The 22,480-nt window shown below is 73.5% G+C and carries 21 protein-coding genes and 1 pseudogene; 10 read left to right on the top strand and 12 right to left on the bottom strand.

All coding sequences use genetic code 11. The features are described 5' to 3' along the window. Positions 1 to 120 precede the first annotated feature (120 nt). Positions 121 to 411, bottom strand: a pseudogene (locus tag FMEAI12_RS24005) (Lrp/AsnC family transcriptional regulator); the annotation flags it as partial. Between the two features lie 260 nt (positions 412 to 671). Here FMEAI12_RS24005 and FMEAI12_RS24000 point away from each other — a divergent pair. Beyond that, on the top strand, positions 672 to 2,021 hold the full coding sequence (locus tag FMEAI12_RS24000; protein ID WP_235014395.1) for an aspartate aminotransferase family protein: 1,350 nt from the start codon (positions 672 to 674) through the stop codon (positions 2,019 to 2,021). Between the two features lie 72 nt (positions 2,022 to 2,093). Here the strand turns inward: FMEAI12_RS24000 and FMEAI12_RS23995 are convergent, their stop codons facing one another. Next, the gene (locus tag FMEAI12_RS23995; protein ID WP_235014393.1) at positions 2,094 to 3,413 is read right to left on the bottom strand and encodes an FAD-dependent oxidoreductase; all 1,320 of its coding nucleotides are present in this window, start codon (positions 3,411 to 3,413) and stop codon (positions 2,094 to 2,096) included. Positions 3,414 to 3,807: 394 nt separating this feature from the next. Here FMEAI12_RS23995 and FMEAI12_RS23990 point away from each other — a divergent pair, with 394 nt between their 5' ends. From FMEAI12_RS23990 to FMEAI12_RS23980, 3 genes are all read left to right on the top strand, one after another. After that, complete coding sequence (locus tag FMEAI12_RS23990; protein WP_112107925.1) at positions 3,808 to 5,259, top strand: gamma-aminobutyraldehyde dehydrogenase; 1,452 nt, start codon at positions 3,808 to 3,810, stop codon at positions 5,257 to 5,259. A 143-nt stretch (positions 5,260 to 5,402) separates the two neighbouring features. Then, positions 5,403 to 6,317 (top strand): alpha/beta fold hydrolase, encoded by a 915-nt coding sequence (locus FMEAI12_RS23985; protein WP_235014391.1) that lies wholly within the window; start codon positions 5,403 to 5,405, stop codon positions 6,315 to 6,317. Between the two features lie 476 nt (positions 6,318 to 6,793). Next, the gene (locus tag FMEAI12_RS23980; protein ID WP_041253691.1) at positions 6,794 to 6,991 is read left to right on the top strand and encodes a hypothetical protein; all 198 of its coding nucleotides are present in this window, start codon (positions 6,794 to 6,796) and stop codon (positions 6,989 to 6,991) included. A 387-nt stretch (positions 6,992 to 7,378) separates the two neighbouring features. On the opposite strand, the gene FMEAI12_RS23975 is transcribed toward FMEAI12_RS23980, so the two are convergent. From FMEAI12_RS23975 to FMEAI12_RS23950, 6 genes are all read right to left on the bottom strand, one after another. Further along, on the bottom strand, positions 7,379 to 8,143 hold the full coding sequence (locus tag FMEAI12_RS23975; RefSeq protein ID WP_112107924.1) for a glycerophosphodiester phosphodiesterase: 765 nt from the start codon (positions 8,141 to 8,143) through the stop codon (positions 7,379 to 7,381). Positions 8,144 to 8,166: 23 nt separating this feature from the next. Then, on the bottom strand, positions 8,167 to 9,009 hold the full coding sequence (hisN, locus tag FMEAI12_RS23970; protein ID WP_112107923.1) for a histidinol-phosphatase: 843 nt from the start codon (positions 9,007 to 9,009) through the stop codon (positions 8,167 to 8,169). A 45-nt stretch (positions 9,010 to 9,054) separates the two neighbouring features. After that, entirely contained in the window at positions 9,055 to 9,738 is a 684-nt protein-coding gene (locus FMEAI12_RS23965; RefSeq protein WP_235014387.1) for a TetR/AcrR family transcriptional regulator, read from the bottom strand. Positions 9,739 to 9,901: 163 nt separating this feature from the next. Further along, positions 9,902 to 10,930, bottom strand: coding sequence for a ribosome small subunit-dependent GTPase A (rsgA, locus tag FMEAI12_RS23960; RefSeq protein ID WP_071059459.1), 1,029 nt, complete (start codon positions 10,928 to 10,930; stop codon positions 9,902 to 9,904). A gap of 14 nt (positions 10,931 to 10,944) precedes the next feature. Next, on the bottom strand, positions 10,945 to 12,342 hold the full coding sequence (aroA, locus tag FMEAI12_RS23955; RefSeq protein ID WP_235014384.1) for a 3-phosphoshikimate 1-carboxyvinyltransferase: 1,398 nt from the start codon (positions 12,340 to 12,342) through the stop codon (positions 10,945 to 10,947). Positions 12,343 to 12,368: 26 nt separating this feature from the next. Beyond that, positions 12,369 to 13,175, bottom strand: coding sequence for a methyltransferase domain-containing protein (locus FMEAI12_RS23950; protein ID WP_020458602.1), 807 nt, complete (start codon positions 13,173 to 13,175; stop codon positions 12,369 to 12,371). 29 nt (positions 13,176 to 13,204) lie between these two features. On the opposite strand from FMEAI12_RS23950, the gene FMEAI12_RS23945 reads away from it, so the two are divergent. The 4 genes from FMEAI12_RS23945 (at position 13,205) to FMEAI12_RS23930 (ending at position 16,405) form a co-directional block, all read left to right on the top strand. Beyond that, positions 13,205 to 14,059 (top strand): alpha/beta family hydrolase, encoded by an 855-nt coding sequence (locus FMEAI12_RS23945; protein WP_112107929.1) that lies wholly within the window; start codon positions 13,205 to 13,207, stop codon positions 14,057 to 14,059. 211 nt (positions 14,060 to 14,270) lie between these two features. Then, positions 14,271 to 15,083, top strand: coding sequence for a sigma-70 family RNA polymerase sigma factor (locus FMEAI12_RS23940; RefSeq protein ID WP_020458604.1), 813 nt, complete (start codon positions 14,271 to 14,273; stop codon positions 15,081 to 15,083). Then, positions 15,080 to 15,364, top strand: coding sequence for a mycothiol system anti-sigma-R factor (gene rsrA, locus FMEAI12_RS23935; protein WP_020458605.1), 285 nt, complete (start codon positions 15,080 to 15,082; stop codon positions 15,362 to 15,364). Before FMEAI12_RS23940 ends, rsrA begins: the two co-directional genes overlap by 4 nt. Before the next feature lie 57 nt (positions 15,365 to 15,421). Next, positions 15,422 to 16,405: an NAD-dependent epimerase/dehydratase family protein gene (locus FMEAI12_RS23930; RefSeq protein ID WP_112107922.1), complete on the top strand. Its 984-nt coding sequence runs from the start codon at positions 15,422 to 15,424 to the stop codon at positions 16,403 to 16,405. Positions 16,406 to 16,621: 216 nt separating this feature from the next. Here the strand turns inward: FMEAI12_RS23930 and FMEAI12_RS23925 are convergent, their stop codons facing one another. After that, complete coding sequence (locus FMEAI12_RS23925; protein WP_112107921.1) at positions 16,622 to 17,731, bottom strand: DUF5317 domain-containing protein; 1,110 nt, start codon at positions 17,729 to 17,731, stop codon at positions 16,622 to 16,624. Between the two features lie 335 nt (positions 17,732 to 18,066). Here FMEAI12_RS23925 and FMEAI12_RS23920 point away from each other — a divergent pair, with 335 nt between their 5' ends. Together FMEAI12_RS23920 and FMEAI12_RS23915 are read left to right on the top strand one after the other, a co-directional pair. Then, complete coding sequence (locus FMEAI12_RS23920; protein WP_020458608.1) at positions 18,067 to 18,285, top strand: biotin/lipoyl-binding carrier protein; 219 nt, start codon at positions 18,067 to 18,069, stop codon at positions 18,283 to 18,285. Between the two features lie 153 nt (positions 18,286 to 18,438). Further along, positions 18,439 to 18,627, top strand: coding sequence for a hypothetical protein (locus FMEAI12_RS23915; RefSeq protein WP_083390623.1), 189 nt, complete (start codon positions 18,439 to 18,441; stop codon positions 18,625 to 18,627). A gap of 472 nt (positions 18,628 to 19,099) precedes the next feature. Here the strand turns inward: FMEAI12_RS23915 and bioB are convergent, their stop codons facing one another. The 3 genes from bioB to FMEAI12_RS23900 all read right to left on the bottom strand — a co-directional run bounded on the left by bioB (position 19,100) and on the right by FMEAI12_RS23900 (position 22,449). Continuing rightward, positions 19,100 to 20,179 (bottom strand): biotin synthase BioB, encoded by a 1,080-nt coding sequence (bioB, locus tag FMEAI12_RS23910; protein WP_112107920.1) that lies wholly within the window; start codon positions 20,177 to 20,179, stop codon positions 19,100 to 19,102. A gap of 195 nt (positions 20,180 to 20,374) precedes the next feature. Beyond that, a complete protein-coding gene (gene bioD / locus FMEAI12_RS23905; RefSeq protein ID WP_071059377.1) occupies positions 20,375 to 21,091 on the bottom strand; it encodes a dethiobiotin synthase in 717 nt (238 codons plus the stop codon). Beyond that, entirely contained in the window at positions 21,088 to 22,449 is a 1,362-nt protein-coding gene (locus FMEAI12_RS23900; RefSeq protein WP_235014381.1) for an 8-amino-7-oxononanoate synthase, read from the bottom strand. Before FMEAI12_RS23900 ends, bioD begins: the two co-directional genes overlap by 4 nt. Between the last annotated feature and the right edge of the window lie 31 nt (positions 22,450 to 22,480).

The following is a 22,480-nucleotide window of genomic DNA, read 5'->3' as shown; positions in this document are numbered from 1 at the left end:
CCGCGAACCGTTCGATCACCGGCCGCACACGGCCCATCTCACCCAGTTCCATACCAACCACCGCCACACACACGAAGACGACAGTCAGTACAACCAATGACAGACCTAATCAAGTCCTACTAGGGCCTCGGCCACCTGGCGGGTGTCCCCGGAGACCCGCACGCCGACCATCGCCTCGCGGCGGAAGCCGACGCGCAGCGGGTCCGTCACCGCGACGATCTGCATGATCCCGGCGTCGAGCAGGCGCTGCACGCGCTGGCGGACCGCCGCCTCCGACAGGCCGACGGCCGTGGCCATCGCCGCGTAGGACCGGCGGCCGTCCTGCTGGAGCTGCTCGATGATCGCCTTGTTGATGTCGTCCAGCAGCGGTTCCGGAGTCTGGCGCTGACCGGGCGACCTGCGTGACTGCACGCGACATCCTCCTGGATGTTTCGTCCGATGGACGCCGATCATGGGGCAAGTACTCGCTGCGCGTCATCGTATGGGCGCGGGGGCGTTGGCCTGGATATGGCATTTCTACCTCTCCGTCTCCACGGATTCCATCGCAAACAGCGCCCCGGGGCTACGCTTTCGATAGTCGAGAGCAAAGGAAGGGTGCGGTGACGGTGTCCAACGCGACGACCACGACTCCTCGTCCCGGTGACCCGCCGCGGATCGGGCACGCCGGGCGGGTGACCGACCTCCTCGAGCGGGAGGAGCGCGCGCTGCAGGCCCGCACTCCGGCGTCCGAGGCCATGCACACCCGTGCCCTGCGGACGATGACCGGCGGGGTCCCGTCCTCCTACCAGCTGCGCGACCCCTGGCCGATCTACCTCACGCACGGCCGCGGCTCGCTGGTCTGGGACGTCGACGGCAACGAGTACTCCGACTTCCACAACGGGTACGGCTCGATGGTTCAGGGCCACGCCCACCCCGCGATCGTGCGCGCGGTGACCGAGCGGATGGCGCTCGGCTCGCACTTCGCCATGCCCACCGAGGATTCGGTGCTGGTCAGCGAGGAGCTGGCCCGCCGCTTCGGGCTGCCGCAGTGGCGCTACGTCAACTCCGGCTCCGAGGCGACCATGGACGCCATCCGCATCGCCCGCGGGGTGACCGGCCGGGACACCATCGTCAAGATCTTCGGCTCGTACCACGGCCATCACGACTACGTGATGGTCTCGATCGGCACCCCCTACGGGGACATCGGGCCGGCGGACCACATGAACTCCCTGGCCTACGGCGCGGGAATCCCGCAGGCGGTGGTCGACCTGACGGTGCCCGTGCCGTTCAACGACGCGGCGGCGATGGAACGGCGGATCGCCGCGCTCGAGGCCGAGGGGCGCAAGCCCGCCTGCGTGATCATGGAGGCGGCGATGATGAACCTCGGCGTCGTCCTGCCCGAGCCGGGCTACCTGGAGGCCGTCCGGGAGATCACACGCAGGCACGGCATCGTGCTCATCTTCGACGAGGTCAAGACCGGGCTGTGCGTCGCGGCCGGCGGCGCCGTCGAGCGGTTCGGGGTGCTGCCCGACATGGTCACCCTCGCCAAGGCGCTCGGCGGCGGACTGCCGGCCGGCGCGATCGGCGCCACCGCGGAGCTGATGGCCGCGGTCGCCGAGGACAGGGTGAAACAGGTGGGGACCTTCAACGGCAACCCGCTGGTCATGGCGGCGGCGCGGGCCAGCCTGACCGAGGTCCTGACCCCGGACGCCTACGCCCACCTCGACCGCCTCAACGACCGCCTGGTGGACGGCTGCACCGCGATCCTGGCCCGCCACGGCATCGCCGGCTACGCAGTCGGGATCAGCTCGAAGGGATGCGTCCACTTCACCGACGCCCCGATCCGGGACTACACGTCCTTCATGGCCCACCAGAACGCGGTCCTGCCGGAGCTGGGCTGGCTCTACAACGCCAACCGGCAGGTGCTGATGGCCCCCGGCCGGGAGGAGGAGTGGACGCTGTCCGTCCAGCACACCGACGCCGACGTCGACCGCTACCTGGCGAGCCTCGACGCGATGGCCGCGGACCTCGCCCGCGGCTGACGGGTCCTGTGCCCGCCGGCCGTGAGCGCCCGCCGGCCGTCGCGGCCGCTGACTGTCAGCGGTCTCTGGCCGTCAGCGGCCGCCGGTGAGGGCGGACAGGGCCGAGCCGAGGCGGGACGGCCGTCCGGTGCGGTTCTCGCGGGCGTCGGCGGCGGACGCCAGCAGCGCGCCGCCGTTCACGCCCAGCCACCGCAGCGGCTCGGGCTCCCAACGCCGCCGGGAGTGGCCGACCCAGGGCAGGCCGGTGCGCTCCGAGGTGCGCCCGGTGATCAGCTCGGCGAGCGTCCGGCCGGCGAGGGCGCTCGCCGCGACCCCGTCGCCCACGTACCCGCCCGCGTGGGCCAGCCCGGTCTCCCGGTCCAGGTGGACGGCGGGTGTCCAGTCGCGGGGAACTCCCAGTGGCCCGCCCCAGCGGTGGGTGATCCGGGCCGACGCGGCGGCCGGGAACAGCGCGCCGAGAGTGCGCCGCAGATGGTCGAAGACGGCCGGCACGACGTCGAAGGACGGCCGGACCCGCGAGCCGAAGTGGTAGGGCGCCCCGCGGCCGCCGAGCACGATCCGCCCGTCCGCCGTGCGCTGCGCGTAGATGATCATATGGCGGCCGTCGCCGACGGTGACCCGGCGCTCCCAGCCGATCTCGTCCCAGACCGCCGGCGGCAGCGGCTCGGTGGCGATCAGCAGCGAGTAGACGGGCACGAGCTCGCGGCGCAGACCGGGCAGCGCCGCGGTGTAGGCCTCCGTCGCGCGCACGATCGCGTCCGCCCGTACGACCCCGCCCTCCAGTACGACCCGGCCCGGGACGATCCGGCGCGCGCGGCTGCGCTCGAACAACGTGACCCCGCGGCGCTCGACCGCGTCGGCGAGCCCGCGCGCGAGCCGGCCGGGATGGAGCGCGGCGCAGTCCGGGTCCAGGACGCCGCCCTCGGCCCCCGCGACCCGCACGATGCCCGCCACCGCGGCGGCGTCCAGCCAGGCGGAGCCGGCCTCGCGGCGCAGCCGGGCAGCCTGTGCCGGTGTGGTCGCCACGCTCAGGTAGCCGGCCTTGACGAAGTCGCAGTCGATGCCCTCCTCACGGGCGACCGCGCCGACCTCGTCGACGGTCGCCGCCAGGGCGGGCCGCATCTGCCCGGCGAGGGCAGTGTTGGGGAACAGCGCCGAGCACCAGCCCCCGTTGCGCCCGGAGGCGCCGAACCCGGCCGTCTCCTTCTCCACCACGATCACCCGTAGCGCGGGATGGGTGCGGGCCAGGTAGTAGGCCGTCCACAGGCCCGTGTAGCCGGCTCCGACGACGCAGACGTCGGCGGTGAGCGCGCCGCGGGCCCGCGGCCGGGGGCGGCGCGCCGCGCCGTCCAGGGTGTCCGTCCACAGCGACCAGCCCGTCGGGCTGACCATCGCCCGGCGCGCCGGCGCCTTGCTGACGGCCGTCGGTGTGACCGCTTCGTCGGCCTCTGCTCCGGTGTCGGTGTCGCGCACGGTGCCCGTCGCCTCCCGCTCCGCCGGAACAGATCGTTCCGTCGTGATGACTGTGCCACCGGAACCGGGACCGGTCGGGCCCGGTGTACCAGGGTCGCACCCGGCCCCTCCCGGGCCCGCACGGCGGGCTACAGACATCGCTGAAACGGTCCTTTCTCGAAGTTTTCGGTTGCATAAGAGCGAGTTGAATGCGCTATCGGTGGCACCAGGTTCGTGGAACCATCGTGTCCGTTGGGTGGCGCTCGGACGACCGGAGGGAGCCGGACGCATGGAACGGACACCGATGGAACGGACACCCATGGAACGGACACCCATGGAGCGGACGCTGAGCAATTTCGTCGGGGGGAAGCAGGCACCGTCGCTGGACGGGCGGACGATGCCGGTGCTCAATCCCGCCACCGGCGAGGTCCTCGCGCACGCGCCGAGCTCCGGGCCGGCCGACGTGGACGCCGCCGTGCGGGCCGCCGGTGAGGCGTTCGAGGGCTGGCGGGACAGCACGCCGAGCGAGCGCTCCCGTGCCCTGCTCCGCCTCGCCGACGCCGTCGAGGAACGGGCGGCCGAGATCGCCGACGTGGAGTGCGCGAACACCGGCAAGCCGCGCCAGCTCACCCTTGACGAGGAGATCGCCCCGTCGGCCGACCAGATCCGGTTCTTCGCCGGGGCGGCGCGGCTGCTGGAGGGCCGGTCGGCGGGGGAGTACCTGGCGGGCCACACCAGCTACGTCCGGCGTGAGCCGATCGGTGTCTGCGCCCAGGTGACCCCCTGGAACTATCCGCTGATGATGGCCGTCTGGAAGATCGCCCCGGCGTTGGCGGCCGGGAACACGGTCGTGCTCAAGCCCGCGGAGACCACGCCCGCCAGCTCGCTGCTGCTCGCCGAGATCGCGGCCGAGATCCTCCCACCAGGTGTGCTCAACGTGGTCTGTGGTGACCGGGACACCGGCCGTGCCCTCGTCGCCCACCCGGGCCCGGCGATGATTTCGGTGACGGGCAGCGTGCGCGCGGGCATGGAGGTCGCCCGCGGGGCGGCCGACTCGCTCAAGCGGGTGCACCTCGAGCTCGGAGGCAAGGCCCCGGTGATCGTCTTTGACGACGTCGACCCGGCCGTGGTCGCCGCGGAGATCGCCGGGGCGGCGTACTTCAACGCCGGCCAGGACTGCACGGCCGCGACCCGGGTGCTCGCCGGGCCCGGCATCGCGGGCGAGCTCGCCGACGCGCTCGCCGAGGCCGCCCGCGCCACCACGACCGGCCCGCCCGCCGCCGGCGGGGCCGCGGCCGGCGGAGGCGAGGCTGACTACGGCCCGCTGAACAGCGCCGGTCAGCTCGGCCGGGTCAGCGGGTTCGTCGAGCGTGCCCCCGAGCACGCCTGCCTGCTCGCGGGCGGGACGCCGCTGGACCGGCCCGGCTACTTCTACCCGGCCACCGTGATCGCCGGCCTGCGCCAGGACGACGAGCTGATCCAGCAGGAGGTGTTCGGCCCGGTCGTCACCGTCCAGGAGTTCTCGGCCGAGGACGAGGCGGTCGCGTGGGCGAACGGGGTCGAGTACGGCCTCGCCTCCAGCGTCTGGACGCGTGACCACTCCCGCGCGATGCGGGTGGCGCGCCGCCTCGACTTCGGGTGCGTATGGGTCAACACGCACATTCCTATCGTTGCGGAGATGCCACACGGAGGATTCAAGAAGAGCGGTTACGGAAAGGACCTGTCGGTCTACGGGCTGGAGGACTACACCCGTATCAAGCACGTGATGCACAACATCGAGTTCTAGGGTCGGTGGCGGTGACGGACGGCGGGCAAGCGGCGGGGCACAAGGCCGGTGCCGGGGACAAGACCGAGGTCGCGGCTCCGGCTGCGGGTGCGGGTGCGGCCGGGACCGCGGCCGCGCGGGCTTCCGATGGGCCGGGGCGGCAGCTGTCCACCCGGTTCGTGACGGTCCACGGTTACCGGCGGGCCTATCTCCGGGCCGGTCGTGGTCCGGCCCTGCTGCTGATCCACGGCATCGGGGACAATTCGGGAACCTGGCGGGACCTCATCCCGGAGCTGGCGCGCGGCCGCACCGTCATCGCGCCGGATCTGCTGGGCCACGGCCGCTCCGACAAGCCCCGGGGCGACTATTCGATCGCCGGCTACGCCTGCGGGATGCGCGACCTGCTGACCGTCCTGGGCGTCGAGCGGGCGACGGTGGTAGGCCACTCGCTGGGCGGCGGAGTGGCGATGCAGTTCGCCTACCAGTTCCCCGAGCGGTGCGAGCGGCTCGTCCTGGTGTCGACCGGGGGCGTGGGGCCGGACCTGCACCCGGTGCTGCGGGCGGCGACGGTGCCGGGCTCGGGCCATGCGCTGTCGCTGCTGACCAGAGCGCCCGTGCGCCGGGTCGGCTGGGCGGCCACCCGCGCGCTGCGGCTGCTGCACACCGACGTCGGGCGGGACGCGGACGACCTGATGCGCGTGTTCGCCTCGCTGGACGTCCCCACGGCCCGGCAGGCCTTCCTGCGCACCCTGCGCTCGGCGGTGGACGGCCACGGCCAGGCGATCACGATGCTGGACCGGTGCTACCTGGCGGCAGGCATGCCCTCGCTGATCGTGTGGGGGGCGCACGACGCGGCGATCCCGGTGGAGCACGCGAGGATCGCCCACGAGGCGATGCCGGGCAGCCGGCTGGAGATCTTCCCGGACGCGGGCCATTTCCCCCACCACGCGGACCCGGTGCGATTCCGGGCCGTTCTCGAGGATTTTCTGGCGACCACCAGACCGGCCAGCCACTCCGCCCGCCAGTGGCGCACCCTGCTGCGTTCCCACGGCACGGCGGCACCCGCACAGGACGACTGATCCGCCGCCGGTCGCGCCCCGGGCGGCCGGTCGGTCCCGTGGCGCCGGATGAAGGGATACCGCCACAGGTGACCTCCGCCGCCCGGGCCGGCGCGATCCGGGCGGTACGGTTCGAGAGACCCGTTCGCACCCGTCCGTTCGCGGCGGGCGCTGGACATTACCGGACAAGAACCGACCGGACAAGTACCGGTCGGACAAGTTAAGTGGACATGTCGATCGGACAACTCGGCGCCGCACAGTCGCCGGGTCAACAGTTGTCTCACCACGGTGTTGTCCACGCGGCCCGGCGCGCAGCGTCAGGTGTCCGGTGAGCATCGATGATGGGGCCGGGCCGTGGTCCCGACGGTGTCCGGTCGACGGGTTGCGCATTACTCTGGCGTGGTCTCTATCGCGAAGTTCATGGAGCGGGAAGGCGCGTATCTGGCTTATCCTTGGTTCGTAACGCTAATGCCCGCCATAACTTCGGAGGTCGACCGTTGGCACGCCGCGCGCGACTGAGCTGGCCGCAGGAACATCATCAGGCGAGTGAGGTGATCGTCCGCAGGGTCGACCCCGGTCGGGGCTGGACCCTCGAACAGGCTCGTGACCTGGTAGAGCAGGGCTACTCCATCGACAACGTCGCGGAACGCACCGGCTTTCCCGCGAAGATGCTCAAAGTCGCCGTCAAAGACTGACCGTTCGCCCATGCCCGTGCCCGTGAAGTCGCGGACCAGGCCGGCGGCCGTGGCCGTGTGCGCCGGGGCCGTGCGGTCTCGGTTGTAGTGCGGGGCGTGTGGTACTGGTCGCCGTCGGTGTCATGAATACGTCCCTGCGGGCCTGTCCGCCCGTGTCCCTTCGCCTAGATGTCCTTGACATGTGGTCTTCGCGGTGGGCGATCCATCGCGAGTACCTCGTCAAATTCGACCGGTCAGGTCAATCGTTCTGGTAGTGAGACGGCTACATTCGGCCCGGCCCGCCTCAATCGGGTGACCCATTGCTCGCGCGTGTGGGGTCATGATGTATTGCGGGTGAGCGCTTCCGGGTGATCGGGCCGGCCCATCAGGCCCAACCATCCCGCGTCCTTACGATGAGCCCGCCGCCGGCCAGTCGTCGCCGATCGCGGATCGGGTGTGCCCGACGGTGACATCGATCAACCGCCCGAGATGATCCGAGTACACGGCGTCGAGGCGGTAACCGCGTAGCCGGCGCAGTGTCGCCGTCGACTGGGCGTCCCATCCGAACGCCGCGATACCGGCGGCGTGCAGCTCGCCGACCATCGCCGCCCGCGGTGGTGTCCACTCCCGTGTGCGCAGGTTCAGGGCGTCGACGCCCGCCGCGCGCAGGATGCCCCCGTAGGCGGCGGCGCCGCCGTTCTGTTCCACGTTTGCCACCGTGGTGGAGTTCACGAGCCTGACGTCACCGTCGGCCTGCCGCCACTCGTGCAGGTCGGGAAACGAACCACACAGCCACAGCCGTGCGGCGGCCTCGGTGCCACCCGCCGCACGGGTGACCGCGAGGACGGCGCCCGCCGCCTCGGCCGCGGACATGTGATCGGGATGGCCCTTCAGATCGAGGCTGAGATCGAAACCCCAGCCCAGATCGTCGTAGAAGGCCGCCAGCGTCGGCAGCCACCCGGGCAGATCGGCGCCGCGCAGCTCACCCAGCCGCCGCCGGCGGCCGGGTGGGCCCAGCGTGCCGTCATGCCGCAGGACGGGGATTCCGTCCGCGGTGAGCCAGACGTCCGACTCCAGGCCGTTGGCGCCGGCCGCCAGCGCACGGCGGAAGGCGGGCAGCCGGTTCTCCCGCTGGAACGGGGCCGGCGCGCCGCGGTGCGCGAAACCGATCATCGTGGGACGGGTGCCCGCTCGGGTCAGTCCCGGAAGTGGTTCAGGGCGACGTCGTGCAGGTGCCCGTTGGTCGTGAGGATCGTGCCCCAGCCGGGCCCGCGCCGCCCACGCAGGTCGGTGAACCGGCCGCCGGCCTCCTCGACGATGACCTGCAGGGCGGCGAGGTCCCACAGTGAGACCTCCGGCTCGCAGGCGAGGTCGACGGCGCCCTCGGCGACCATCATGTGCGACCAGAAGTCGCCGTAGGCGCGGCTGCGCCAGATCTGCTCGGCCAGGCTCAGGAACTGGGGCAGCCGGTCGGCGGTGCGCCATCCCTCCAGCGAGGCGAACGAGAGGAAGGCGTCCGACAGCCGGGCGACGGAGGAGACCTGCAGTGAACGGGTGTCGCCGGTGGCGTCCCGGGTGAACGCCCCGGTGCCGCGGGCGGCCCACCAGCGGCGGCTCATGGCCGGGGCGCTCGCCACGCCGACGACCATCTCGCCGTCCACCTCGAGGCCGAGCAGGGTGCCCCAGACGGGAACGCCGCGCACGAAGTTCTTGGTGCCGTCGACCGGGTCGAGGATCCAGCGTCGGCGGGTGTTCTCGCCGACGAGGCCCTCCTCCTCGCCGAGAACTCCGTCACCGGGGCGCGCGGTGGCGAGCCGTTCCCTGATCATGGACTCGACGGCGGTGTCCGCGTCCGAGACCGGAGTGTTGTCGGGCTTCGACTCGACGTGGAGGTCCACCGCCTGGAAGCGGGAGAGGGTGATCCGGTCGGCGGCGTCGGCGAGGCTCAGAGCGAGTGCGAGGTCGTCGGCGAGCCAGCCGGCAGGGTCGACCGCCTCGACCGGGTTGGCGCTGACGGGGCTCGGGTTTGGCGGAGTCACGAGGGAAGACTACGAGTTCCGGCGTCGAGGGAACGGGCGCGGTGGTCACCGGACGTCGGCCCGGATCCGCCCGCCCGGCGTGGCGGCTTCGGCAGGCTCTGCCGGTGCCCGCCCGTAGAGCGCCTGCGACCAGACCACGGTGAGGGTACGGATGACCTCGGCGGGATCCGCCCGGGGGTGGTGGCCCAGTGTTTCGCGCAGGTAAGCATCGGTCATCGCCATCAACGCCCGCGCGCTCTGCGGGTGGTGGTCGGGGCGCACCCGGCCGCGGGCCTGCTCCCGGCCGAGCCGCTCGGTCACCGCTGTGACAAATCCCTCGACCGCCGCCCTCCGGTACCCGGCGGCCAGCTCCGGATCGGTGGCCGCGGCCTGCGCGATGACCCGCAGGACGAACCCGTGGCGCAGGTGCACGCCGACGATGGTCCGGGCGGAGCGGACGCAGTCCTCGACCGGGTCGCCGTTGCCGTCGAACCAGCCGGCGGACGCCGCCGACAGCTCGCCCTCGATCTCACGCAGCAGCCGCCGCAGCAGGTCGGGGACGTCCCGGAAGTACGCGTAGAAGGCGGAGCGGCCGAGCCCGGTGCGGCTCATCAGCGCCGCGACGGTCATCGGGCCGGGCTCGTCCGAGCCGATCATCTCGATCGCGGCCTGGAGGATCTCGCGCTCGGCCTCCACCGGCTGCCGGCGTCGGCGCCGGGCCACGCGGGCGAACTCACCCGCCCGCGGCACCGTTCCTTGATCGGTCACAGACCGAGACTAGGTGCGGCACAGCCATGATCGGCATCCGCCGGGCAGCCTTTGTCGATCACATGGCTGGCCGGAGCCCTGTGGGGCCGCACGCTGTGCTGCGACGCCGACGGTTGTGCGACCGCGTGCGACCGGCGCCGTCCGGTCAGACGGGTGTCGCGCGGGCCGCGAGCAGACGGCGCAGGCTCGCCACCCGCGCGGGGTCGGCCCGCCCCTGCCGGACGGCCTCGTCGAGCCCGCAGTCCGGCGCGGTCAGGTGGTCGCAGCCGGGCTCGCAGTCGGCGGTCGCGGCCGCGAGGTCGTCGAAGGCCGTCAGGACCCGCTCGAGCTGGACGGCGCCCAGCCCGAACGAGCGGATCCCCGGGGTGTCGACGACGGTCCCGCCGTCCGGCAGGGCGAGCGCGACGGCCGCAGAGGAGGTGTGCCGGCCACGGCCGGTCACCGCGTTGACCACTCCGATGGCCCGGTCGGCGTCCGGGACAAGGCGGTTGACCAGCGTCGACTTGCCGACCCCGCTGTGCCCGAAGAACACGCTGGTCGTGTCGCGCAGCAGCGTCTGGAGCGGGTCGAGGTCGCCGTCCGGCCGGGTGGCGACCACCGGCAGCCCGAGCGGCTCGTAGGACGCCCGCACGGGGGCCGGGTCGGCGAGGTCCGCCTTGGTCAGGCACAGGACCGGGGTCAGCCCGCCGTCGTAGGCGGCCACCAGGCACCGGTCGATCAGCCCGGTGCGCGGCGGCGGATCGGTCAGCGCACAGACGATGACAAGCAGGTCGGCGTTGGCGACGATCGGCCGCTCCACCGGGTCGGAGTCGTCGGCGGTGCGCCGCAGCAGGCTCGTCCGTTCGTCGCGGCGCACGATGCGCGCCAGCGAGCCGGCGCTGCCCGAGAGATCCCCGACCAGTTCGACCCGGTCGCCGACCACGACGGACGTCCGCCGCATGGAACCGCCGCGCACCGCCGCCACCAGGCCGGCCGGGCCCTCCCGCCGGCCGGCGGGGGTGTCACGCCGGGCCGTGCCCGGGCGGCCGCCCGGGCCAATCTCCGGGCGGCAGGTGTAGCGGCCGCGGTCGACCGCGACGACCACCGCGCGGGCCGCGTCCGCGTGCTCGGGCCGGATCCGCGTCCGCGGCCGGGAGCCCCGGCCGGGTCGGGTACGGACGTCGTCCTCGTCCATCTCGCGTGCCACGGTCAGCCGGCCAGCATCGTCGTCCACATCCGCGCGAAGTCGGGGACTGTCTTGCCGGTCGTGGCGATGTCGTCGACGGTGACCCCGGGCACCGCCAGGCCGACCACGGCGTAGGTCATCGCCAGCCGGTGGTCCGCGTGCGGGTCGAGCCGGGCGCCGCGCAGCGGCACCGGGGTGATCGACAGGCCGTCGTCGGTGACGGTGACACGGGCGCCGAGCCGGCCGAGCTCGCTCGCCAGCGCGGCGAGCCGGTCGGTCTCCTGCAGGCGCAGGTGGGCGATGCCCCGCAGCCGGGACGGCGAGTCCGCCAGCACGGCCAGCCCGGTCAGCACCGGCGCCGCCTCGCCGAAGTCGGAGAGGTCGACGTCGATACCGGTGATCCGCCCGCCGCCGGTGACGCGCAGGCCCTCCGGCACCAGCTCCGCCCGGCAGCCCATGGCCACCAGCAGGTCCGGCAGCATCCGGCCGGGCTGCTCGGTGGACGCCGGCCAGCCGGTGATCGTCATCTCGCCGCCGGTCACCGCCGCGGCGGCGACGAAGGGGGCGGCGCTGTTGAGGTCGGGCTCGATCACGCGGTCCAGCGGCCGCGGCCCGCCGGGCTCGACCCGCCAGCGCCGGGTCGACGCGGCCGGAGTGCCCCCGGCGCGCAGCAGGTCCGCGGTCGGGTCGTCGACGTCGACGACCACCCCGGCCGCCCGCAGGTCGGCGACGGTCATGTCGAGGTACGGCCCGGACGGCAGGCGGTGACCGGCGTGGGTCACGGTCGCACCGCGCTCGAACCGCGCCGCGGCGAGCAGCAGGCCGGAGACGAGCTGGCTGGAATCCGACGCGTCGACCGTCACCGCCCCGCCGGAGACCGCCCCGGTGCCGCGCACGGTGAAGGGCATCCGGTCGCCGTCGATGTGGGCGCCCAGCTCGCGCAGCGCGCGCAGCAGCGGGGCGAGCGGGCGGTCCCGCATCCGGGGATCGCCGTCGAAGCGCACGTCCCCGCGGGCCAGTGTCGCCAGCGCGGGAGTGAAGCGCGCGACCGTTCCCGCGTTGCCGCAGTCGATCGCGGCCGTGCCCCGTACGGCGCCGACCGGGCCGGTGACGACGATGTCGGCGGCGCCCTGGTCCGCGCCCGGCTCACCCGGCCTGCCCGGCTCGGCGCCGCCTGGTGCGGCCTCGTCGGTCACCGTCGCGCCGAGCTCGCGCAGGGCGGCGGCCATCAGGACGGTGTCCCGGGAGCGCAGCGCCCCGCGCAGGCGGGAGACCCCGTCAGCCGCCGCGGCCAGCACGAGCGCCCGGTTTGTGCCGGACTTCGAGCCCGGCACGGTGACGGTCGCCCGGACCGGACCGGTCGCGACCGGAGCCGACCACGGGTCGCCCTGCCCGCGCTGCACTTCGGTGATGGTGGTCACCGTGCCAGCATGCCGGATTCCCGGCGCTAGTCGGGCCGGCGGGCCGAGGCGATCAGGTGAATACCGATTGACTCGCCCTCACGCTCGGCGGCGAGCTCGACCTCGGTGCGCACCAGGGTGGGGAAGCAGGAGACGTCCTCGGCGACGGCCCGGCGGACCGCCTCGGCGGAGAGCACCGTGCGCGGGCGGATCCAGTCGACCTCCAGACCGGCACTGGTGAGCAGGGCGCGCAGCTCCTCGGGCCAGAAGCACCGGGTGATGGTGCCGTCCTCGGCCGGGACGAGCACGACGTCCGCGCGCGGCACGTCGGACAGCTCCGCCCAGCGGTGCTGCTCGGCGAGCCGGGCGAGCCCGAGAAGCAGGGAGTCGACGCACAGCAGCAGCCGGCCGCCCGGCCGGAGCATGCGGTGGATCTCCTCGAGCGTGGTCTCGGTAGCCAGGCAGAACGACAGGGCCCGTGCCTCGGCGAGCACGGCGTCGAACGAGCCGGGACGGAACCAGTCCAGCGAGCGGGCATCACCGACGACCCGCCGCACGGCCCCCGGGCCGGGAGCGGGCTCGCTCTCGCCCGGCGTGTCCACGCTGCTGAGGCTCCCGACGACCCGGACCACCTCGTGCCCGGCCGCGACCATCTGGCGTGCGAATCTGGCCCGCGGGCCGGAGACGTCCAGGACGCGGACCGGATCGGCGGGCAGCCACTCCTTCAGCTGGGCCGAGGCGACCTCCTCGTAGAAGGCCCAGTAGGGGTCGTCACTGCCGGCGGGGGCCTCACACACCAGCGTGTTGGAGGACCCCCGGGACGAGTGAGTGTCGGCGTCGGGGCCAGACAACATGGACCGTTCCTACCCTTCAAGGGGCAATGATGCGAGGCACGTCACATGCGCAAGGTGAAATTCTGACAGATGTTCGGGCCGACCACGCAGTGTCCTTCCCGGGCGGCTCGGACGGAAGTGACCCGGCCGAGCCACCGGCGCCGGTCAGGGCGGCCGCGACGGCAGGCGAGGATCCCCTCCTTGTGGACGGTGGACGACTGCGGGTGGTTCCCGTCCCGCCACGCGCCGAGGTTGTCGGCACCGTCGTCCTCCTGCACGGGGCGGGCAGCGGCACCGACACGCCGGCGCTGACCGCGCTCACGGAACGCCTCACCGCCGCCGGGATCCGGGTGGCCGCCCTGGAGATGCCCTACCGGGTGGCCGGCCGGCGCGCCCCGGACCGCCCCGCCCGGCTGGACGCCGTGCTCACCGCGGCGGTCGCCGCGCTGGGCCCGCCCGACCGCCTGGCGCTGGCCGGGGCGTCGATGGGATCGCGGGTGGCGGTGCGCTGCGCCCGTGCCGTCGGTGCCCGCGCGGTGCTGGCGCTGGGCTTCCCGCTCGAGCCGCCGGGCGGGAAGCCGTCGCGCGGGCCGGAGCTGGCGGGGGCCGGCGTCCCCGTCCTCGTGGTGCAGGGATCGCGCGACGCCTTCGGCATGCCGGTGGCCGACCCGTCCTGCGGGATCAGGGTGCACGTCGTGGCGGGGGCCGACCACTCGTTCCGGGTGCGGGTCCGGGACGGCCGGCCCGTGGGGGAGGTGATCGGGGAGGCCGCGGAGGTGGGCGCGTCCTGGCTGCTCGCCCGCCTCGGGGACGAGCCCTCCGGCACGGTCGGGCACGAGCCCGGGGACACGGTCGGACATGAGCCCGGAGGCATGGTCGGAGACGGGCCCGGCGGCACGGCCTGAGCGCGCCGCGGCTGAGTGCTCACGTCTGTTTCGGTTACCCACCCGCGACCCGTTCGACCCACCTGACCCGCCAGGAATCGAGAACAGCACCCGCCGGGAATCGAGAACAGCCCGCGGTGGTTGGCGCCAGTGGGAAGCGCGGGAGGCCAGGCGTGGCCGGTGTCGCACGGAGGTGGTGCGACCGCCGGAGTGCCCGCGTCACGGAGGTTCGATGACGTTCCAGCACAGCACACCAGGCCCGCGCTCGCAGGATCGCCGGGTGACGGGGCCGGGCCGCGGGCGGCCGGTCGCCGCGCCGGTGCGCACCAGGGCGGTGGCGGGGGTATCGTCCGGCGCGGAGAGCGGTCCAGTCAGGACGGCAGCCGGCGGGCCGGCGATCGGTTCCCGGCGGGGCGAAGGAGTGATCCTGGTCGACGAGACCAACGACGAGTCCACCCAGGAGCGCGGCGCCCGGTTCGAGCGGGATGCCCTGCCGTTCCTCGATCAGCTCTACGCTGCCGCGCTGCGGATGACCCGCAACCCCGCGGACGCGGAGGATCTCGTTCAGGAGACCTTCGTCAAGGCATTCGCGGCCTTCCACCAGTTCCAGGAGGGAACCAACCTCAAGGCCTGGTTGTACCGCATCCTGACGAACACGTTCATCAACACGTACCGCAAGCGCCAGCGGCAGCCGCTGCAGAGCCCGACCGAGCAGGTCGAGGACTGGCAGCTCGCCGAGGCGGAGTCGCACACGTCCACCGGCCTGAAGAGCGCCGAGGCCGAGGCGTTGGAGCACCTGCCCGACAGCGACATCACCGAGGCGCTCCAGGCGCTGCCCGAGGACTTCCGGATGGCGGTCTATCTGGCCGACGTCGAGGGGTTCTCGTACAAGGAGATCGCTGAGATCATGGGCACTCCCATCGGTACCGTGATGTCACGGCTGCACCGTGGGCGGCGTGGTCTGCGAAAGTCGCTGGAGCAGTACGCGCTGGAGCGCGGGCTGGTTCCGGCGGGGTCTGCCGAGAACGAGGGCGGTGGGTCGTGAGCTGCGGAGGACCTCACAACATCGATTGCCGCAAGGTGCTCGACGCGGTCTTTCTTTACCTCGACGGGGAGTGCAACGACCCGCAGCAGCACCTGATCCGGGCACATCTCGACGAGTGCTCGCCGTGCCTGCGGGAGTTCGGGGTCGAACACGAGGTGAAAATGCTCGTCGCGCGCAAGTGCGGCGGGGAGCGGGCACCGGACTCGCTGCGGCTCAGCGTGCTGGCCCGGCTGCGCGCGGCCCGCACGGGCGCCGACGCGACCGAGTTCCGCCCCGACTAGGCGAGCGCCTCCCCGCTCGTGCGGGGAGGTCGGCGGCGGGCGGTTAGGCTGCCTGCTGTGCGTATCCTCGTCACCGGCGCGGCCGGTTTCATCGGTTCCACCGTCGTCGATCGGATGCTTGCTGACGGTCATTCGGTCGTGGGCATCGACGACCTGTCGTCCGGGCGCATGGAGAATCTCGCGCAGGCGGCGGCCGATGCCCGGTTCTCGTTCGAGAAGGGCGATATCACGTCGCCCGATCTCGGTGACTTCGTCGCCCGGGTCCGCCCCGACGCGGTGGCTCATCTCGCGGCGCAGATCGACGTCCGGATCAGCGTCGCCGACCCGCTGCTCGACGCCCGGCTGAACGTTCTCGGCACGATCAACCTGCTGGAGGCGGCCCGGGCCGCCGGGGTGGCGAAGGTCATCCACACCTCGTCCGGCGGGTCGATCTACGGCACGCCGGCCGCGCTGCCCGTCGACGAGTCCGTGCCGCCCGCGCCCGAGTCGCCGTACGCGGCCGGGAAGGCCGCCGGCGAGCTGTACCTCAACGTGTACCGGGTGACCTACGGTGTCGCGACGACGGCGCTGGCGCTCGGGAACGTCTACGGGCCCCGCCAGGACCCGCACGGCGAGGCCGGGGTGGTCGCCATCTTCGGCACCGCCATGCTCGAGAGGCGCCCGACCAAGATCTTCGGTGACGGGACGACCAGCCGGGACTACGTCTTCGTCGGGGACGTCGCCGACGCCTTCGCCCGGTGCGTGCCGGCCCAGGCGGCCAACGGCCTGCGGATCAACATCGGGACCGGCGCCGAGACCACCGTTCTCGACCTGCACAGCCGCATCGCGCGGGTGGTCGGGGTGCCGGACGAGCCCCAGTTCGCCCCGCCGCGCCCCGGCGAGCTGCAGCGCATCAGCCTGGACGTCGGCCTCGCGGAGCGGGAGATCGGCTGGCGGCCGCGGATGGACCTGGACGGCGGGCTCACCCGGACCGTCGACTGGATCCGGGCCCGGATCAGCGCCCACGCCGCCGCCTCCGGCTCGGCCGGCGTGACCGGCTGACGAGACCGGGTGGGAGCGCTGGGCGTCCCACCCGGTCCACCTGTCAGGTGTTCGGGCGCTTGCCGTGGTTGGCCTTGCTCTTCGCCCGCGCGCGCCGCTTGCGCTTCTTCTTCGCCATCATGAACTCCTCTCCGCCGCTCTGAGCACATGGTCGCTCTGGGCACATACTGCCAGCCGCCGGCTGCCGCGCAGCGGCGGCGGACCCGGCTGGTCGGCCTACTCGGCGGCGTGGCCGCTGTCGACGGGGCGGGTGAGGCCGCTGGTGGGGCCGGAGTCCGGGCCCGCGCCGGCGCGTCCGCCGAGCCTGGTCCCGTCGCCGGGCGGGGGCCCGTCACCGCCCGGATGATCGTCGGCGGGTTCGCGGCCGGGCGGCACGTCCCCCGCTCCGGGGCGCTCCGGCGCGGCCGTGGCGCCCACGGGTCCGGCCGGGTCGTCCGCGGGCCCGGTCATGGCGGGAACGAGCCGTGGCGTGCCGTCCCGCTCCGTGTGCTCGTCGCCGGGCGGGCCCTCGGCGAGCGGCTCCTCGGCCGACGGGTCCTGGTCCAGGACGTATCCGTCGTCCTCACGGTCCCCGTCCCGCCCGTCGCTCTCGAGCCCGTCACCCTCGTGATCCCTGACGTCCTCGTGGTCTCTGCCGTGCCCGTCGACGCGGGGTCTCTCGTCTTCGAGGTGCTCGTCGTCGAGGTGTCCCTCGTCGTCGCCGGGCCCGTCGCCGTCGCTGTCGTCCGCGTCGTGTCCGTCGGTGTCCGGTGCGCCAGCGGCCCGCCGGGGTCGGGCGAGGCCGGCGGCGAGCCGGGCCTGCAACGTCCGCCGTGCCCGCACCGGTGCCACCGCGCCGAACATGCCCAGGCCGGCGGCCATGAGGACGTCCCCGAGGCTCACCACGGCCGGTGCGCCCGGCGTCGGGAGCGGCAGGATGTCACTGATCAGGCGCAGCGACGTGTCCCCTCCCGCCACCGTGTGGAAGTGCGAGTCGTGGATGCTCTGGACCGATACGCCGGCCCGGTCGGCGGCCCACGCCGAGACCGGCATGTCCCCGCTGTTGGCGCTGATCACGAGCGCGTTGAGCAGCACGCCGGCGCACAGCAGCGGAAGGCCGGGGAGCCGCCGGTTGGCCACGGCGAAGACCACCAGACCGGCTGACGCGAGGATCCAGGCCGGGCTGTGCAGTGCTCCGACGAGCCTGCCGACGGCCAGCACGACCAGTACGCCGACGAACAGCCAGGGCCTGGCGACGTGGACGCGACTGAGGGCGTCGAGGGTTCCGCCCCTCGCGAGCCCCACGGCCAACCCGCACAACAGGGTCAGGAGGAGGAGTACGAGCACATCCGTAAGTGTGGAGGGTCGCCGCTCGATCGCGCAGCACCGCCCGCCGGTGTGACCCTTCCGCGACGGGCCCGGGACGCAGCGGCGCCGACGACGGCGCCGACGACGAGGTCGCGGCCCGTGCCCGCGTGGGCGCCCGATCCGGCGCCGCGCACCGGCATGGCCCGGGGGTGTGGGGTCGTCCTCCCAGCCGGGCGCGGCCCCGCCGCGGGTCGTCCGGATGGCGCGTCGGGTCGATTGCGATCCTGCGCCGACCCGGCGGCTACTACGCTCACATCAGCCGGCGCCGCAGCGCGGTCGACCGGGAGAGCGGTCGACGTGGAGAAGGGATTCCGATGTCCGAGGAAGTCCGTGCCGAGATGGTCGCCAACGTCTGGAAGGTCGTCGTCGGTGTCGGCGACTCGGTCGCGGCGGGTGACGCCCTGGTAATCCTCGACTCCATGAAGATGGAGATCCCGGTGATCAGCGAGGAGGGCGGCACCGTCGCCAGCATCGCCGTCAACGAGGGCGACGTCGTGCAGGATGGGGACCTGATCGCCGTCGTCGACTCCTGACCGGTCACCGGTGACATGCTGCGCGGGTGACATGCTGCCGCCGGTGGCCCGCGACGGCCCGGCAGGCAGCCGCCCGGCAGGCCACCGGTGGTGACGTGACGGCGCGGACTTCCCGCCGCCGGTCGCGGGCCGGGTGCCCTAGGCTGCTCTGTCATGGAGGCCTCGTTCTGCGACCGGTGTGGCCAGCTCGCGAGCATTGGCAGTCATGACGTCTGCGCGCGGGCGCGCGCGCTGGAACCACCGCGGTACTGCTCGTCCTGTCGGCGTCGCCTCGTCGTCCAGGTGACCCCGCTGGGCTGGAGCGCGCGCTGCGCCGAGCACGGGACGTCGGTGTCGGCCTGACCCGTGGCCGCTTCCCAGCATTGGCCGCGGGGCCGGGCTCGTCCCGCTACCCGGCCCTGGGTCGGTGGCGGGGCTCGTGGTCTGGACGAGTAGTCCGACAGTTTCGCCCTCGGTGCCGACCGTCCAGGCTCCGGTTCGCTTCCGCGCGCTCGGCTACTCGCCGTTTGGTTTCTTTCTCGCCGTTTCAGACGGCACGCCCTGCGACGTTCGCTCTGGGAGGGCGAGAAGGATGTCAAACGGCGAGCAGGCCACCCCGACGTGTAGGGGTTTTGTCCGATAAATGACGGCTGGCCGTGCCGTGGTCACCACGAACCACGGTCGACCGCGGTGCTCCGCGGAACACCCGAACTCCCGCGAGCCGTGATCACCACGAACCACGGTCGACCGCGGTGCTCCGCGGAACACCCGAACCGGACACGAACCCCCGATGATAGATCAACATTAGGGTGACGGAAGGTCCGGACTCACTTGCTCAGAGCGTGGCCTGCAGGGACTTGATCGGCATCCGCAGCTCGGTGAGCATGGCCAGGTCGCTCTCCGGATTCTTGCCGAGCGTGGTCAGGTAGTTCCCGACGATCACCGCGTTGATGCCGCCGAGCATTCCCTGGACATCCAGGTCGCCCAGCGTGATCTCGCGCCCGCCGGCGTAGCGCAGGATCGTGCGGGGCAGCGCCAGCCGGAACGCGGCGATGGTGCGCAGGGCCTCGCGTGAGTCCACCGCGGGCAGGTCACCGAACGGGGTGCCGGGTCGCGGGTTGAGGAAGTTCAGCGGCACCTCGTCCGGCTCCAGAGCGGCGAGCTGGGCGGCCAGCTCGGCGCGCTGTTCGAGGGACTCGCCCACACCGATGATCGCGCCGCAGCACAGCTCCATCCCGGCGGCGCGGACGAGCTCGCAGGTCTCCCAGCGCTCCTCCCAGCTGTGGGTGGTGACCACCTTCGGGAAGTGCGAGCGCGCCGTCTCCAGGTTGTGGTTGTAGCGGTGCACGCCCAGGCCGGCGAGCTCGTCCACCTGCTCCTGGGTGAGCATGCCGAGCGAGCAGGCGACGTTGATGTCGACGGCCGCCCGGATCGCCGCCACGCCCTCGCGGATCTGCTCCATCAGCCGCTGGTCGGGGCCGCGGACCGCGGCGACGATGCAGAACTCGGTGGCGCCGGTGGCCGCCGTCGCCTTCGCCGCCTCGACCAGGGACGGGACGTCCAGCCAGGCGGAGCGCACGGGGGAGTCGAAGCGGCCGGACTGGGAGCAGAAGTGGCAGTCCTCGGGGCAGCCGCCGGTCTTGAGGCTGATGATGCCCTCGACCTCGACCTCCGGCCCGCACCAGCGCAGCCGCACCTCGTGGGCGAGCGCGAGCAGGTCGCCCAGTGCCTCGTCCGGCAGCTGGAGGACCGCGAGCACGTCCTGTTCGTCGAGGCCGCGCCCCTCGTCGAGCACCTGCCGGCGGGCACGGGCGAGAATGTCGTCGTCGACGGGTCGGGGTGCCTCGGTGACGTTGGTGGTCTCGACGGTCGGGGACGCTTCCGCGGTCGCGGGCGTGGTCACAGGTGCGGTCACAGGTGATCTCCATCAGGAGGTCGTGCCGGCGGCGTGGCTCGCGGCCAGCGGTCGGGCTGGACGTCCGTCTTCTCGTATCAGCGGTCGGGTGGCGGGGGTTGTGGCCGGCCGGGGCCGGTCGATCCGCGCCGAGACCATTGTTCAGTCATCCTCGTGACTCGTGCCCGTGTTGTGACGTGAGTCCGGCCGGGGTCGTCACACGGCGTACCGGCGTCGGAACTCCGCGGCGTTGAATGCGCCGCCGAGGGCCGGTTCGAGCGAGGATCGCGCGATCTGCAGGAACTGCCCGGTGCCGAGCAGCCCGGCCCCGGCCGGCACCGCCCCGGCCAGCGGCCGCGCGGCGAGCAGCTCGAGGTCGACGATGTTGCTGCGCGCGGCCAGGTCGGGCTCGGCCGGCCAGGAGCCCACGACGATGCCCGCCAGGTCGAGCCCGCGGTTGGCCATGACCTCCAGGGTGAGCGCCGTCGCGTTCAGCGTGCCGAGCCCGGCGGTCGTGACCACGAGAACCGGTGCCGCCAGCGTCCGGGCCAGGTCGGCGAGGGTGGAGCCGTCGTGGTCGTACCGGACGAGCAGACCGCCGGCGCCCTCGACGAGGACCAGCCCGCGGTCGGCCTGCAGCCGCCGCACCGCCACCGCCACCGTGCCGAGGTCGGGCGTGGGCAGGCCGGCCCGCCGCGCGGCGCTCACCGGCGCCAGCGGGTCGGCGTACCGGCTGAGCTCGTGCACGTCGTCGACCCCGGAGAGGTCCCGGACGAGGTCGACGTCGCCCAGCTCGCCGGCCCGGACGCCGGTCTGCGCCGGCTTGACCACGGCGACCGCCGTCCCCCTGTCCGCGGCGAGGGCGGCGAGGGCGGCGGTCACCACGGTCTTGCCGACCTCCGTCCCGGTGCCGGTGACGATGAGCACGCTCACGGCGCGGGGAACCGGCCGATGGCGTCGGTGATCACGCCGACCGCGCGGCTCACATCGGCCTCGGTGAGGTCGGCGCGGGCCGCCACCCGCAGCCGGCTCGTCCCGGCGGGGACCGTCGGGGGCCGGAAGCAGCCGACGGCGACCCCGGCGTCGCGGCAGGCCGCGGCCACCGAGACGGCCCGCTCGGGATCGCCGAGCACCACCGACACCACCGCGCCGGCCGGCTCCGGGGCCCCGGTCGCGGCGGCGATCTCCCGCGCCCGCCGCTGGACCCGCTCCGGCAGGTCCGGGTGTCGGGTGAGCAGCCGCAGCGCCGCCAGTGCGGAGCCCGCGCACGCCGGCGCCAGCCCCGTGTCGAAGATGAACGTCCGGGCGGTGTCGATCAGGTGGTCGCGCAGCGCGGCCGGCCCGAGGACGGCACCGCCCTGGCTGCCCAGCGACTTGGAGAGGGTCACGGTGGCGATCACGTCCGGCTCGCCGGCCAGCCCGGCCGCGGCGAGCGCCCCGCGCCCGCCCGGGCCCACGACGCCGAGCCCGTGCGCCTCGTCGACGAGCAGGACGGCGCCGTGTCGCCGGGCGACCGCGTGCAGGGCGGCCAGCGGGGCGAGATCGCCGTCCGCGGAGAAGATCGAGTCGGTGAGGACGAACGCGCGCCGCCAGGAACGTGTGGCCAGCGCCTCGTCGACCGCATCGACGTCCGAATGTGGCGTGACCAGGACGTCCGCGCGGGACAGCCGGCAGGCGTCGACCAGTGAGGCGTGGTTGCGCTCGTCGGAGAGCACCAGGTCACCAGGCCCGGTGAGGACGGTCAGCATCGCCAGGTTGGCGGCGTAGCCCGAGGAGAAGACGAGCGCGGAGCCGAAGCCGAGGTGCTCGGCGAGCGCGGACTCGAGCTCCCCGTGCAGCGTCGTGGTGCCGCTGACCAGCCGGCTGCCGGTGGACCCGGCGCCGAACGCGCGCAGCGCGGCGATGCCGCCCTCGACCACCTCCGGATGGCGAGCCAGCCCGAGGTAGTCGTTGCCGGCGAGGTCGAGCAGGAGATCACCGTCGGTCCACGGCTGCAGCGAGCCGTGTGCGGGCAGCGCCGGCGCGCCCGTGGGCCCGCGCTCGGCGCGGGGCGCCCGGGGGCGCAGCACGCGGTGCAGCCCGGCCTCGGCCCGCAGCCGGGCCGCCTCGCCCAGCCAGCCGAGCGGGGCGGGGCTGGCGGCGGGGCTGTTCGCGTGGCTGGTCGCGCCGCCCGCGGGGCCGGGCACGGTGCCGGCGGGGCTGGCCGGGACGCCGTCCGATGCGTCGGCCGAGGTCGCGGATGGGGTGGTGATGGTGCTGTCGGGCGTCACGTCGGCGAGCGTACGGCGCATTCCGGCCCGGCCGCCCGGCACGCCCACCACG

It is taken from the genome of Parafrankia sp. Ea1.12 (assembly GCF_900465275.1).
Taxonomy (GTDB): domain Bacteria; phylum Actinomycetota; class Actinomycetes; order Frankiales; family Frankiaceae; genus Parafrankia; species Parafrankia soli.
Note: the sequence above shows the minus strand (reverse complement) of the source record. Positions and strands in the feature narration are given on the sequence as shown.

Bases quoted from the DNA above. Each gene is read 5' to 3' on its own strand.
- FMEAI12_RS23995 (WP_235014393.1), bottom strand. From the start codon at position 3,413: ATGGTCAGCCCGACGGGCTGGTCGCTGTGGACGGACACCCTGGACGGC.
- FMEAI12_RS23990 (WP_112107925.1), top strand. From the start codon at position 3,808: ATGGAGCGGACGCTGAGCAATTTCGTCGGGGGGAAGCAGGCACCGTCG.
- FMEAI12_RS23975 (WP_112107924.1), bottom strand. From the start codon at position 8,143: ATGATCGGTTTCGCGCACCGCGGCGCGCCGGCCCCGTTCCAGCGGGAG.
- rsgA (WP_071059459.1), bottom strand. From the start codon at position 10,930: ATGGACGAGGACGACGTCCGTACCCGACCCGGCCGGGGCTCCCGGCCG.
- FMEAI12_RS23950 (WP_020458602.1), bottom strand. From the start codon at position 13,175: ATGTTGTCTGGCCCCGACGCCGACACTCACTCGTCCCGGGGGTCCTCC.
- FMEAI12_RS23945 (WP_112107929.1), top strand. From the start codon at position 13,205: ATGCGAGGCACGTCACATGCGCAAGGTGAAATTCTGACAGATGTTCGG.
- FMEAI12_RS23940 (WP_020458604.1), top strand. From the start codon at position 14,271: ATGACGTTCCAGCACAGCACACCAGGCCCGCGCTCGCAGGATCGCCGG.
- FMEAI12_RS23920 (WP_020458608.1), top strand. From the start codon at position 18,067: ATGTCCGAGGAAGTCCGTGCCGAGATGGTCGCCAACGTCTGGAAGGTC.
- FMEAI12_RS23915 (WP_083390623.1), top strand. From the start codon at position 18,439: ATGGAGGCCTCGTTCTGCGACCGGTGTGGCCAGCTCGCGAGCATTGGC.
- FMEAI12_RS23900 (WP_235014381.1), bottom strand. From the start codon at position 22,449: ATGCGCCGTACGCTCGCCGACGTGACGCCCGACAGCACCATCACCACC.